General features: G+C 68.7%; 14 protein-coding genes. 10 read left to right on the forward strand and 4 right to left on the reverse strand.

The features are described 5' to 3' along the window. Positions 1–245 precede the first annotated feature (245 nt). From argC to QSK25_RS17055, 9 genes are read left to right on the forward strand one after another with little or no spacing between them, the layout of a single operon-like run. Positions 246–1,262 (forward strand): N-acetyl-gamma-glutamyl-phosphate reductase, encoded by a 1,017-nt coding sequence (gene argC, locus QSK25_RS17015; RefSeq protein WP_285639352.1) that lies wholly within the window; start codon positions 246–248, stop codon positions 1,260–1,262. Beyond that, positions 1,259–2,431, forward strand: a complete 1,173-nt coding sequence (gene argJ / locus QSK25_RS17020; RefSeq protein WP_285639354.1) for a bifunctional glutamate N-acetyltransferase/amino-acid acetyltransferase ArgJ — start codon at positions 1,259–1,261, stop codon at positions 2,429–2,431. Before argC ends, argJ begins: the two co-directional genes overlap by 4 nt. After that, a complete protein-coding gene (gene argB / locus QSK25_RS17025; protein WP_285639356.1) occupies positions 2,428–3,300 on the forward strand; it encodes an acetylglutamate kinase in 873 nt (290 codons plus the stop codon). The genes argJ and argB overlap by 4 nt, the downstream gene beginning before the upstream one ends. Continuing rightward, positions 3,297–4,454, forward strand: coding sequence for an acetylornithine transaminase (locus tag QSK25_RS17030; RefSeq protein WP_285639358.1), 1,158 nt, complete (start codon positions 3,297–3,299; stop codon positions 4,452–4,454). The genes argB and QSK25_RS17030 overlap by 4 nt, the downstream gene beginning before the upstream one ends. Further along, positions 4,451–5,383 (forward strand): ornithine carbamoyltransferase, encoded by a 933-nt coding sequence (gene argF, locus QSK25_RS17035; RefSeq protein WP_285639360.1) that lies wholly within the window; start codon positions 4,451–4,453, stop codon positions 5,381–5,383. Before QSK25_RS17030 ends, argF begins: the two co-directional genes overlap by 4 nt. Continuing rightward, positions 5,380–5,865 carry an arginine repressor gene (locus tag QSK25_RS17040; RefSeq protein WP_285639361.1) on the forward strand — a complete coding sequence of 162 codons (486 nt, stop codon included), beginning with the start codon at positions 5,380–5,382 and terminating at the stop codon, positions 5,863–5,865. Before argF ends, QSK25_RS17040 begins: the two co-directional genes overlap by 4 nt. Beyond that, positions 5,858–6,124, forward strand: coding sequence for an argininosuccinate synthase (locus QSK25_RS45590; protein ID WP_502881857.1), 267 nt, complete (start codon positions 5,858–5,860; stop codon positions 6,122–6,124). The genes QSK25_RS17040 and QSK25_RS45590 overlap by 8 nt, the downstream gene beginning before the upstream one ends. Before the next feature lie 12 nt (positions 6,125–6,136). Further along, positions 6,137–7,528, forward strand: a complete 1,392-nt coding sequence (gene argH, locus QSK25_RS17050; protein WP_285639362.1) for an argininosuccinate lyase — start codon at positions 6,137–6,139, stop codon at positions 7,526–7,528. Beyond that, the gene (locus tag QSK25_RS17055) at positions 7,518–8,129 is read left to right on the forward strand and encodes a DNA-3-methyladenine glycosylase (RefSeq protein ID WP_285639363.1); all 612 of its coding nucleotides are present in this window, start codon (positions 7,518–7,520) and stop codon (positions 8,127–8,129) included. Before argH ends, QSK25_RS17055 begins: the two co-directional genes overlap by 11 nt. Here the strand turns inward: QSK25_RS17055 and QSK25_RS17060 are convergent. Genes QSK25_RS17060 through QSK25_RS17075 form a run of 4 tightly spaced genes read right to left on the reverse strand, consistent with a single transcriptional unit; the run spans position 8,113 to position 10,069 of the window. After that, positions 8,113–8,256 carry a hypothetical protein gene (locus QSK25_RS17060; protein ID WP_285639364.1) on the reverse strand — a complete coding sequence of 48 codons (144 nt, stop codon included), beginning with the start codon at positions 8,254–8,256 and terminating at the stop codon, positions 8,113–8,115. The genes QSK25_RS17055 and QSK25_RS17060 overlap by 17 nt on opposite strands. An 18-nt stretch (positions 8,257–8,274) precedes the next feature. Beyond that, positions 8,275–8,601, reverse strand: a complete 327-nt coding sequence (locus QSK25_RS17065) for a TIR domain-containing protein (RefSeq protein WP_285639365.1) — start codon at positions 8,599–8,601, stop codon at positions 8,275–8,277. Between the two features lie 19 nt (positions 8,602–8,620). Beyond that, entirely contained in the window at positions 8,621–9,664 is a 1,044-nt protein-coding gene (locus QSK25_RS17070) for a toll/interleukin-1 receptor domain-containing protein (protein WP_285639366.1), read from the reverse strand. A 12-nt stretch (positions 9,665–9,676) separates the two neighbouring features. Then, complete coding sequence (locus tag QSK25_RS17075; protein ID WP_285639367.1) at positions 9,677–10,069, reverse strand: hypothetical protein; 393 nt, start codon at positions 10,067–10,069, stop codon at positions 9,677–9,679. A gap of 137 nt (positions 10,070–10,206) precedes the next feature. Here QSK25_RS17075 and tyrS point away from each other — a divergent pair, with 137 nt between their 5' ends. Beyond that, positions 10,207–11,481, forward strand: a complete 1,275-nt coding sequence (gene tyrS / locus QSK25_RS17080) for a tyrosine--tRNA ligase (RefSeq protein ID WP_285639368.1) — start codon at positions 10,207–10,209, stop codon at positions 11,479–11,481. Positions 11,482–12,086: the final 605 nt, after the last annotated feature.

Here is a 12,086-nt window from a genome sequence, read left to right on the forward strand (position 1 = left end):
GGCGGTTGACCCGAAGGGGAGGCCGGACGATCGGCGCGAACTCGCGGTGTTTGTGGGCCGCTGCTCCGCAGGCGGCGGCGAGTTCGCCGGGAAGCCGGTCGTCCGGCCTCCGCTTCGGCCCGAATCGCCTTCGGCGGTTGACCCGAAGGGGAGGCCGGACGATCGGCGCGAACTCGCGGTGTTTGTGGGCCGCTGCTCCCAGACGGCTGTTGAGTGAGTTTGCATGAACGTGCATAATCATGCGTATGACAGTGAGGATCGCGGTCGCGGGCGCCAGCGGGTACGCGGGTGGCGAGCTGCTCCGCCTGCTACTGGGCCACCCGGACGTCGAGATCGGCGCGCTGACCGCCAACAGCAGCGCCGGTGACAAGCTGCTCCAGCACCAGCCGCACCTCCTGCCGCTCGCCGACCGCGAACTACAAGACACCACAGTCGAGACCCTCAAGGGCCACGACGTGGTGTTCCTCGCACTACCCCACGGTCACTCAGCAGCACTCGCCGAGCAACTCGGCGACGACACGATCGTGATCGACTGCGGCGCCGACCACCGGCTGACCAGCGCCGATGACTGGACGCGCTGGTACGGGGGAGAGCACGCGGGCACCTGGCCGTACGGGCTTCCGGAGCTTCCCAACGGGCGGGACGCGCTCGTCGGCGCCCGCCGCGTCGCCGTCCCCGGCTGCTACCCGACCGTCTCCTCGCTGGCGCTCGCCCCGGCCGTCGGCCTGATCGAGGACGAGGTCGTCGTCGTGGCCGTGTCCGGCACGTCCGGCGCCGGCAAGTCGCTGAAGACGAACCTGCTCGGGTCCGAGGTCATGGGGTCCGCCAGCGCGTACGGCGTCGGCGGCGCGCACCGGCACACGCCCGAGATCAAGCAGAACCTCTCCGCGGCGGCCGGCCGGCCGATCAGCGTCAGCTTCACGCCGGTGCTCGCGCCGATGTCCCGGGGCATCCTCGCGACCTGCACGGCTCAGTTGAAGGACGCCTCCGCAAACGTTCGCGAGGCCTACGAGAAGGCGTACGCGGACGAGCCGTTCGTGCACCTGCTGCCCGAAGGACTCTGGCCGACGACGAACGCCGTGCTCGGTTCGAACGCCGTCCAGCTGCAAGTCACCGTCGACGCCGACCTCGGCCGGCTCGTGGTCGTGGCCGCCGTCGACAACCTGGCCAAGGGCACCGCCGGTGCCGCTGTCCAGTGCATGAACCTCGCTCTCGGACTGCCGGAAACGACCGGCCTCTCGACCGTTGGAGTCGCTCCGTGAACCGCAACAAGGGCGTCACCGGACCCCAGGGGTTCCGCGCTGCCGGAATCGCCGCCGGGATCAAGGAATCCGGTGCACTCGATCTGACGCTCGTCGTGAACGACGGGCCGTCCGACGCCGCCGCGGGTGTCTTCACCACGAACAAGGTGAAGGCCGCGCCGGTGCTGTGGTCGCAGCAGGTGATCCAGTCGCGACGACTGCGCGCGGTCGTGCTCAACTCCGGCGGCGCCAACGCGTGCACCGGTCCCGAGGGCTTCCAGGACACCCACACCACCGCCGAGAAGGTCGCCGAGGTGCTCGGCACCGGCGCGGTCGACGTCGCGGTCTGCTCCACCGGCCTGATCGGTGAGCGCCTGCCGATGGACAAGGTCCTCACCGGCGTCGAGAACGTCGCGAAGGAACTCGACTCGACCGTCGAGGCCGGGCTGAACGCCGCGACCGGCGTGATGACCACGGACAGCCGTCCCAAGCAGTCCTGGAAGGCCTCCGAGCAGGGCTGGTCGGTCGGCGGGTTCGTGAAGGGCGCGGGCATGCTCGCCCCGAACATGGCCACGATGCTGTCGGTGATCACCACCGACGCCAAGATCTCCGGCGACCAGCTCGACAGCGCGTTGCGGCAGGCCGTGTCGCGCACGTTCGACCGCCTCGACGTCGACGGCGGCACCTCGACCAACGACACCGTGCTGGTGCTGGCGTCCGGTGCCTCGAACGTCGAGCCGTCGTTCGACGACTTCGTGGCGTTGCTGACCGAGGTCGCGGGTGACCTGGTCAAGCAGCTGCAGGGGGACGCCGAGGGCGTGACCAAGGAGGTCAGCATCACCGTCAGGCAGGCCGCCACCGAGGCCGAGGCCGTCCACATCGGACGGACCGTCGCCGAGGACAACCTGGTGAAGACGGCGCTCTTCGGCAGCGACCCCAACTGGGGCCGGATCGCGATGGCGCTCGGCCGCGCGGACGCCGAGATCGACCCGGACGTCCTGCAGATCCTGATCAACGGAGTGTCGCTCTACCGCAACGGAACCCGTGACCGCGACCGCTCCGAGGCCGACCTCTCCGGCCGCGACATCGAGATCGTCATCGACCTCAACGTCGGCGAGGCCGAAGCCACCGTGCTCACCACGGACCTGTCGCACGACTACGTCGAAGAGAACAGCGCGTACTCGTCATGAACGCACAAGAAAAGGCTGCGGTCCTCGTCGAAGCGCTGCCGTGGCTGGAACGCTTCCGCGGCGCGCTGGTCGTCGTCAAGTACGGCGGCAACGCCATGGTCGACGACGAGCTGAAGAAAGCGTTCGCCGAGGACATGGTGTTCCTGCGGCTGTGCGGCCTGCGCCCGGTCGTCGTGCACGGCGGCGGCCCGCAGATCAAGTCGATGCTCGACAGGCTCGGCATCCACAGCGAGTTCCGCGGCGGCCTGCGCGTCACCACGCCCGAGGCCATGGACGTCGTGCGGATGGTCCTGGTCGGCCAGGTCGGGCGTGAGCTCGTCGGCCTGATCAACCAGCACGGCCCGTACGCCGTCGGCATCTCCGGCGAGGACGCGCACCTGTTCACGGCGACCCGCCGCGGCGCGGTCGTGGACGGCGAGGAGGTCGACATCGGCCTCGTCGGCGACATCACCGAGGTGAACCCGGACGCGGTGCTCGACATCGTCCGTGCGGGTCGTATCCCGGTTGTGTCGTCGGTGGCGCCGGACGTGCACGGCGTGCCGCACAACGTGAACGCGGACACGGCGGCGGGTGCGCTGGCCGTGGCGTTGGGCGCGGAGAAGCTCGTCGTGCTCACGGACGTCGAGGGTCTGTACTCGAACTGGCCCGACAAGTCGTCGCTGGTGGACCAGATCCACGCCTCCGAGCTGGAGAAGATCCTGCCGGACCTGGAGAGCGGCATGGTGCCGAAGATGGAGGCCTGCCTGCGCGCGGTGCGCGGCGGCGTCCCGCAGGCGCACGTGATCGACGGCAGGCTGGCCCACAGCGTTCTGCTCGAAGTCTTCACCTCGGAAGGTGTGGGGACGATGGTGTTGGGGGACAACAAATGACCACCCGCTGGCAACAGTCCATGATGGACAACTACGGCACACCGGCGTTGCAGCTCGAACGCGGTGAGGGCGCACACGTCTGGGACGCCGACGGCAACCGGTACGTGGACCTGCTGACCGGACTCGCGGTCAACGCCCTGGGCCACGCGCACCCGGCGATCGTCGAGGCCGTCTCGACGCAGATCGCGAAGCTCGGCCACACCGGCAACCTGTACGTCAACGAGCCCGCGCTGATGCTTGCCGAACGCCTGCTCGACCTCGCGGGCGAGCCGGGCAAGGTCTTCTTCTGCAACTCCGGCGCCGAGGCCAACGAGGCCGCGCTCAAGATGGCGCGCCTCACCGGCCGCACGAAGATCGTCTCCACACTCGGCGGGTTCCACGGCCGCACGATGGGCGCGTTGACGCTCACCGGCCAGCAGCCGAAGCGCGCGCCGTTCGAACCGCTGGTGCCCGGCGTCGAGCACGTCCCGTTCGGTGACGTCGCGGCGCTGGAGGCGGCGATCGACGACGACACCGCGGCGTTCATCGTCGAGCCGATCCAGGGTGAGCAGGGCGTCATGGTGCCGCCCGCCGGCTACCTGCAGGAGGCCCGCCGGATCACCGCCGAGCACGGCGCGCTGTTCATCCTCGACGAGGTGCAGACCGGCATCGGCCGCACCGGCACGTGGTTCGCGTTCCAGCAGGCCGGCATCGTGCCGGACGTCATGACGCTGGCCAAGGGCATCGGCGGCGGACTTCCCCTGGGCGCCACCATCGGGTTCGGCGCGGCCGCCGACCTGTTCAAGCCCGGCCACCACGGCACCACCTACGGCGGCAACCCGGTGTGCTGCGCGGCCGGTCTCGCCGTGATCGACACCATCGCCTCGGAAGGCCTGCTGGAGCACGTCTCGGCCGTGGGCAAGGAGATCGCCGCCGGCGTCGAGGCGCTGCATCACCCCGCGATCACCGGGGTCCGGGGAGCCGGCCTGCTGCTCGGCATCATGCTGCGCGAGGCGGTCTCGGCGAAGGCCGCGGCGGCCGCGCAGAAGGCCGGTTACCTGATCAACCCGATCCAGCCGGACGTGCTGCGGCTCGCCCCGCCGCTCGTGCTGGAGACCTCCGACGCGCAGGCCTTCGTCGCCGCGCTCCCCACCTTCTTCGAGGAGACGCAGTGACGTTGAGGCACTTCCTGCGCGACGACGACCTGACGACCGAGGAGCAGGCGGCCGTCCTGGACCTGGCCGACGTGTACAAGTCGGACCGGTTCACCGCGAAGCCGTTGGCGGGCCCCAAGTCCGTCGCCGTGATCTTCGAGAAGAACTCGACGCGCACGCGCCTGTCGTTCGAGGTCGGCATCGCCCAGCTCGGCGGCAACCCGGTGATCATCGACGGCCGGTCGATGCAGCTGGGCCGCGAGGAGACCATCGAGGACACCTCGCGGATCCTGTCCGGGTACGTGGACGCGGTGGTGTGGCGGACGTTCGCGCAGGCCCGCATGGAGGCCATGGCGTCCGTGTCGCGCATCCCCGTCGTGAACGCGCTGACCGACGAGTTCCACCCGTGCCAGGTGCTCGCGGACCTGCAGACGATCCGCCGCCGTTACGGCCGGTTGGCCGGTCTGACCCTGACGTACCTGGGCGACGGCGCCAACAACATGTCGCACTCGCTGCTGCTGGGCGGCGCCACGGCAGGTATGCACGTCCGCATCGGCGCACCGGCCGGGTTCGTGCCGAATCCGCAGATCTTGGAGGACGCGAAGAAGCGCGCCGCCGAGACCGGCGGTTCGGTGGCGCTGATCAGCGACCCGCAGGAGTCGGTCGACGGCTCGGACGTGCTGGTCACCGACACCTGGACGTCGATGGGGCAGGAGAACGACGGCAAGGACCGCGTCGGCCCGTTCCGCCCGTACCAGGTGAACGCCGCGCTGCTGGCGGCGACCGGGAAGCCGGACTCGACGGTGCTGCACTGCCTGCCCGCGCACCGCGGCTGGGAGATCACCGACGACGTGCTCGACGGACCGCAGTCGCTCGTGTGGCAGGAAGCGGAGAACCGGTTGCACGCGCAGAAGGCGTTGCTCGTGTGGTTGCTGGAGCAGTCGGCATGACTCGCACCGCCCGTCAGGGGCGCATCGTCGAGATGGTGTCGCATCAGGCCGTGCGCAGCCAGTCCGAGCTCGCGAAACTGCTCGCGGCGGAAGGCATCGACGTCACACAGGCCACGTTGTCACGCGACCTGGACGAGCTCGGCGCGGTCAAGCTGCGCGGACCTGACGGCGGTGCGCCGATCTACGTGATCCCCGAGGACGGCAGTCCGGTGCGCGGGGTCCAGGGCGGCACCACGCGCCTGGTCAGGGTGCTGGGGGAGTTGCTGGTCTCGACGGACCACTCCGGCAACCTCGCGGTGCTGCGCACTCCTCCCGGCGCGGCGCAGTTCCTGGCCTCGGCGCTGGACCGCGCGGCGTTGCACGAGGTCGTCGGCACGATCGCCGGCGACGACACGATCCTGGTCGTGGCGCGCGAACCGATGACCGGGGCCGAGCTCGCCGACCGGATCACCGCACTCGCGTCGGGCGACGTCGATGAATGACCCCGTGCACGCCGTCGTGACGTTCGACGGGGGCGTGGTCGTGGCGGTGGACGGCGAGACGGTGTCCGTCGCCGAGGCGGTCCGCGAGCTCAACTTCCGCGCCGGCGTGGTCAAGTCCAGTCTGGGCTCGGTCGCGCTGCGCGTGGCACGAATGGCCTTGCCGTCCGGGTTCGGCGAGGTCGACGTCGCGTTGTCCGAGGGGCGCGTCGTGGGGCTGAGGGCCCGTTCGGAAGAATCGCTGTACGACTTCGCTAGCTGAAAGTTGCGTCTGATGAGTTCTTTGTGGGGTGGCCGGTTCGAGTCGGGACCGGCCGAGGCCATGGCGCGGTTGTCGCTGTCGACGCACTTCGACTGGCGGCTCGCGCCGTACGACATCGCGGGCTCGCGCGCGCACGCCCGTGTGCTGCACGCGGCGGGTTTGCTGACCGACGACGAGCTCGCGGGCATGCAGAAGGCGCTCGACGAACTGCTCGCCGACGTCGAGTCCGGCGCGTTCACCCCGGTGCTGGAGGACGAGGACGTCCACACGGCGCTGGAGCGGGGCCTGATCGACCGCGCCGGCACCGAGCTCGGCGGCAAGCTGCGCGCGGGCCGTTCGCGCAACGACCAGGTGGCGACGCTGTTCCGGATGTGGCTGCGCGACGCCGCCCGCCGCGTGGCCGCCGGTGTGCTGGACGTCGTGGACGCGCTGGCCGCCCAGTCCGAGACGCACTTCGGCGCCGTGATGCCGGGCCGCACGCACCTGCAGTCCGCCCAGCCCGTGCTGCTCTCGCACCACCTCCTGGCACACGCGCACGCGCTGCTGCGCGACGTCGACCGCCTGCACGACTGGGACAAGCGCGCCGCGTTCTCCCCGTACGGCTCGGGCGCCCTGGCCGGTTCGTCGCTGGGCCTCGACCCGGCGAAGGTGGCCGCGGACCTGGGCTTCTACGCGCCGGTCGAGAACTCGATCGACGGCACCGCCTCGCGCGATTTCGCCGCCGAGATCTCGTTCGTGCTGGCCATGGTCAGCGTGAACCTGTCGCGAATCGCCGAGGAGATCATCATCTGGACCACCGCCGAGTTCCGCTTCGCGGTGCTCGACGACGCGTGGTCGACCGGCAGCTCGATCATGCCGCAGAAGAAGAACCCGGACGTCGCCGAACTCGCGCGCGGCAAGTCGGGCCGCCTGATCGGCAACCTCGCCGGACTGCTCGCGACGCTGAAGGCCCAGCCGCTGGCCTACAACCGCGACCTGCAGGAGGACAAGGAGCCGCTGTTCGACTCGGTCGAGCAGCTCGAACTCCTGCTGCCGGCGTTCGCGGGCATGGTGGCGACGTTGAAGTTCGACACCGAGCGCATGGCGTCGCTGGCTCCGGCCGGTTTCACGCTGGCCACCGACATCGCGGAGTGGCTGGTGCGCCAGGGAGTTCCGTTCCGCGTGGCCCACGAGGCAGCCGGCGCGTGCGTGCGCGCCGCCGAGTCCCGCGGCGTCGGCCTGGAGGAGCTGACCGACGAGGAGTTCGCCGAGATCTCGCCTTCGCTGACGCCGGACGTCCGTTCGGTGCTCACCGTCGAGGGCTCGATCGCGTCGCGTGACGCGCACGGCGGCACAGCACCCGCGCGCGTGCGCGAGCAGCTCGACGCCCTGGTGGGGAAGGCCGCTGCCGCACGTGAGTTCTAGGCTGCTGACCAAGGAGGAGCTGGCCGTCGACCCGGTCGACGCGTCCCGGCTCCTCCTCGGTTCGCACCTCGAAGCGGGCGGTGTGCGCGTGCGCATCGTCGAGGTGGAGGCGTACCGGGGCGGCGACGACCCGGCGTCGCACTGCTACCGCGGCAAGACCCCGCGCAACGAGGTGATGTTCGGACCGCCCGGGTTCCTGTACGTCTACTTCGTCTACGGCATGCACTTCTGCGCCAATGTCGTGACGCTGACCGACGGTGTGCCCGGTGCCGTGCTGTTGCGCGCGGGGGAAGTGGTTTCCGGCGAGGACATCGCCTTCTCTCGACGTCCCGCATCGCGTTCGGCCGCCGAACTGGCCAAGGGACCCGCACGGCTGTGCAAGGTCCTTGGGTTGGACCGCTCGCAGAACGGCCTCGAGCTGACGTCACCTTCGTCGCCCGTGCGTCTCTACGCAGCAGATGAACCGGCCACGGTCGTGCACTCCGGACCGCGCGTGGGCGTCGCCGTGGCGATGGACGTGCCGTGGCGGTTCTGGATCGACTCCCCGGCCGTGTCGACCTACAAACGCGGCGGGAAGAAGCGGCCTACCGGCGCCGCCTGACCTCCAGGATCGTCTCACTGAACTCTGTGTGGAGGTCTTGATCGGTCTCAAGCGGAAGATCGAGCACGAGCGGTGAGCCATTGCCCGAGAAGCTGCGCTCCTCCAGCACGTTGGCCACCCGGCGCATCGCCGGGATCGTGTCGTCTCAGTTCAGGTCGGGGACGACCGCAGGTGCGGCCAGTCCTGCGGCGTGTCTGCGCAGGCCCGGGTGGGCCACGGTCGTCTCCCGCTCAACTTTCGTCCGCTTCCTCGCTACGTAGTGCTTGGAAGCGAACAACAGGACGTACCGGACCTTCTTGCCGTAGGCCTCAAATAGGCGCTCGACCAGGTTCACGCCCCACAACTCGGCGAGGTGGTCCTCGTCGTAGAACACGCTGACGCCGAGTTCCTGGAGCCGTCGCACCACGGGCAGCACATGGGCTCGATTCTCCCCGGCGAACGACGGCGCGACGTCGAACTCGTACTCCCGCACCCCGGGCGTTCTGTCCGGTTCAGAGGGACAGCTTCTCCAGCGCGGCCTTGAACTCCCGCTCCAGCGCCGGTTCCACCTCGAACACCAGCTGCACCGTCACCTCGATGACCTCGCCGACCGTCCGCCGTTCGACCACCGTGTCGGCCACCTCCCGCAAATCCCGTGCGACCTTGTGCATCGCCTTGAGCTGACGGTCGGCGAACCGCGCCTGTACGCGCGCTGCCGCCCGTGCGTGCGCATCGGCGTAGCTGGTGCCGTGGATCTCGCGGGCCCAGTCGAGGATTTCGTCGAACGTCCGCACGAACAGCCCGCCCAGGTGCACGATCCGGTCGGCGTCGGCCGGATCGCCCGGCCTGCCGAACGCCGCCTCCTGCGTCGAGGGCGTGAACACCGAGTCCACCGCGACCGCGATTATCTCGCTCAGCAGCACGTTGCGGTCGCGGATCAGGTCGAGGCCGCTGCCGTGCTCGACCACACCGTTGCGCGGGGAGTAGCGCAGGAAGTGCTCGCGGTACTTCTGCTGCAACGACTCAAGTCCTTGTGCCACAACGGTTGCGTAGAGCAGGTACTCCCAGCCGTGCGGTTTCTCCCTGGCCAGCGCGGCCACCGACTCCGGGGTCAGCGGAGCCCTGGCGTCGAACTCCGCGCGGTGCTGCGCGAGCTTCTGCGTGACGGCGCGGGCGATCTGCTCGGGGCTGTGGTCGTGCAGGTTGAGGAAGCCGGTGGTCGGCAGCAAGCCGGGCACCTCGGTGTCGTCGAGCTTGACGGGCAGCACGTACTCGTTCTGCTGCGCCAACGCCCTCGCCTGCACCACACGGCGTTCGTGCCGCGCCCAGTCGTGCTCGACGTAGTGCCGGGAGACGAACATCAGCACGTAACGGACCTTGTCGGTCAGCGTCTCCGTGATGTGCTCGATCAGGTCGATGCCCCAACGCGCGACGAGCTGGTCTTCGTCGTAGTAGACGTTGACGCCGAGTTCCTTCAGGCATTGGACGATCGGGAGCACACGCTCCCGATCCTCCTCCGCGAACGACGGGGCGACGTCGAACTCGTACTCGGCCACCCCGCCATTGTCCTAGCGGGTCACCGTCCTGCGGTACCAGGCACGCCGGTGACCCGACGGCAGTGCGACCCGCGTGATGAGGTTCGTCAGCAACGCACCGATGACCAACCACAAGAGCGCGGCCAAGCCCTCGTTCAGAAGCGTAGCCACGGAGGCGTTGTCAGGGGTGAACAGGCCGTCGAGACCCAGGGTGATGCCATCCGCCCAGCCCGCGACGAACTGGAAGAACCCGTTACCTGCGTTCGCACCCGCGATGACCAGGAAGATGTGCACCAACAGCACGATGGCGAACGTCCAGCAGACGATGTCGATGATCGCGCAGACGGTCCGCACCGTCCGCACCCTGCGGTAGTCGTCGTCGCGCTCGACGACCTCTTCGACCACCGGCTCGTTCACACGAGGCATGTGTGGTTCGTTCACGCGCGGCAGGCGTTCAGTGGGCCGCCGTAACTCCGCATCACGTGGATCCGTCATGCCCTCGTGCGTACCCGTACACACACCAGGTCGAAACCTGTTGGACCTGGTAGGCGACAATAAGGGACGTGAGCGAGCACATCCTTGACGAACTTGCCTGGCGCGGCCTGATCGCGACGTCCACCGACCTCGACGCACTCCGGAAGGACCTGGACGCCGGCCCGCTCACCCTCTATTGCGGGTTCGACCCGACGGCGCAGTCGCTGCACGCGGGCAACATGGTCCCGTTGCTCATGCTCCGCCGCTTCCAGCGCGCCGGCCACCGGCCGATCGTGATGGCGGGCGGCGCGACGGGCATGATCGGCGACCCGCGCGACACCGGGGAGCGCACCCTCAACTCGCTCGACACCGTCGCCGAGTGGGCCGAGCGCATCCGTGGCCAGCTGGAGCGGTTCGTCGACTTCGACGACTCGCCCACCGGCGCGATCGTCGAGAACAACCTCAACTGGACCGGCCAGGTCAGCGCCCTCGAGTTCCTGCGCGACGTGGGCAAGCACTTCTCGATCAACGTCATGCTGTCGCGGGAGACGGTGAAGCGCCGCCTCGAAGGCGACGGCATGTCGTACACCGAGTTCAGCTACCTGCTCTTGCAGTCGAACGACTACTTGCAGCTCAACCGCAAGTACGGCACCGCGCTGCAGGTCGGCGGCTCGGACCAGTGGGGCAACATCGTCGGTGGTGTCGACCTGATCCGCCGGGTCGAGGGCAAGCACGTGCACGCCCTGACCGCGCCGCTGGTCACCGACGCCGAGGGCCGCAAGTTCGGCAAGTCCACCGGCGGCGGCAGCGTGTGGCTCGACCCGGAGATGACCTCGCCGTACGCCTGGTACCAGTACTTCGTGAACGTCGACGACGTCACGGTCCTGAACTACCTGCGCCTGTTCACGTTCCTCACGCGTGAGGAACTGGACGAGCTGGAGAAGCAGACCGCGGAGGCACCGCACCAGCGGGCCGCGCAGAAGCGTCTCGCGCAGGAGTTCACCGACCTGGTCCACGGCGAACGCGCGACGCAGCAGGTCGTGCTCGCGTCGTCGGCGCTGTTCGGCCGCGGCGAGCTGCGCGACCTCGACGAGCCGGTGCTCCAGGCCGCGCTGGCCGAGGCGCCCAAGGGCACGGCCCGTCTCGCGGACGAGCCCACGATCGTCGACCTGCTGATCGCGTCGGGCCTGGCCGAGAGCCGGGGCGCCGCGCGGCGGACGGTCAACGAGGGCGGTGCCTACGTGAACAACGCGAAGGTGACCGACGAGGAGTGGAAGCCGGCGTCGTCGGACCTGCTGCACGGCAAGTGGCTGGTGCTCCGTCGCGGCAAGCGCAACAACGCGAGCGTCGAAGTGCAGGTCTGACCTGCGGTTTCACCGTTTTGAAGGCCGTCGGTCCGGTGTCGGACCGGCGGCCTTCGATCTTTCTGGGTGTGATCGCGGTCACAGTGTGCACCGGTTTGGGCTGCGATAGCGTGGTCGCAAGGTCCTGTACGGGGCTGCTGACCTGCGGTTTCTGGATCGCAGGTGGCCGGGATGCCCCCGATTTGACCCTCAGTTGGCGTGCGTGTAACTTTCTCCATGTCAGCGAGGAACGGGCCGGGAACACCGGAACGGAGCGCGACACAGGTCACGAACCAAGCTTCCACGGACTGTGGTAGAGTGGGTGACCGCGAAACGATGAAGACCCAGCCGGTAGCTCGTCTGAGCTCAGAGGCCAAGGGCGTCGGAAGTTTCAAACACAAGCTTACGTATGACACAGCCTCGGATCGGGTCGCCATGCGGCGGGTCGTGATGATGAGCGCGTGTTCTTTGAGAACTCAACAGCGTGCCGAAACACAGCCAGTAATATGAATACCCCTCGTCGGGGTATTCCTTTGAGAGTAATACCAGATTGCCAGACATATTCCGTCTGGAGCGATCAAACACAATCCTTATTGGAGAGTTTGATCCTGGCTCAGGACGAACGC

Source organism: Lentzea sp. NBRC 102530, assembly GCF_030269365.1.
GTDB lineage: Bacteria > Actinomycetota > Actinomycetes > Mycobacteriales > Pseudonocardiaceae > Lentzea.

Excerpts from the sequence above, each read along its gene's own strand:
- QSK25_RS45590 (WP_502881857.1), top strand. The coding sequence starts at position 5,858 with ATGAATGACCCCGTGCACGCCGTCGTGACGTTCGACGGGGGCGTGGTC.
- QSK25_RS17030 (WP_285639358.1), top strand. The coding sequence starts at position 3,297 with ATGACCACCCGCTGGCAACAGTCCATGATGGACAACTACGGCACACCG.
- QSK25_RS17060 (WP_285639364.1), bottom strand. The coding sequence starts at position 8,256 with ATGCGCCGGGTGGCCAACGTGCTGGAGGAGCGCAGCTTCTCGGGCAAT.
- argH (WP_285639362.1), top strand. The coding sequence starts at position 6,137 with ATGAGTTCTTTGTGGGGTGGCCGGTTCGAGTCGGGACCGGCCGAGGCC.
- QSK25_RS17040 (WP_285639361.1), top strand. The coding sequence starts at position 5,380 with ATGACTCGCACCGCCCGTCAGGGGCGCATCGTCGAGATGGTGTCGCAT.
- QSK25_RS17075 (WP_285639367.1), bottom strand. The coding sequence starts at position 10,069 with ATGCCTCGTGTGAACGAGCCGGTGGTCGAAGAGGTCGTCGAGCGCGAC.
- argC (WP_285639352.1), top strand. The coding sequence starts at position 246 with ATGACAGTGAGGATCGCGGTCGCGGGCGCCAGCGGGTACGCGGGTGGC.
- argB (WP_285639356.1), top strand. The coding sequence starts at position 2,428 with ATGAACGCACAAGAAAAGGCTGCGGTCCTCGTCGAAGCGCTGCCGTGG.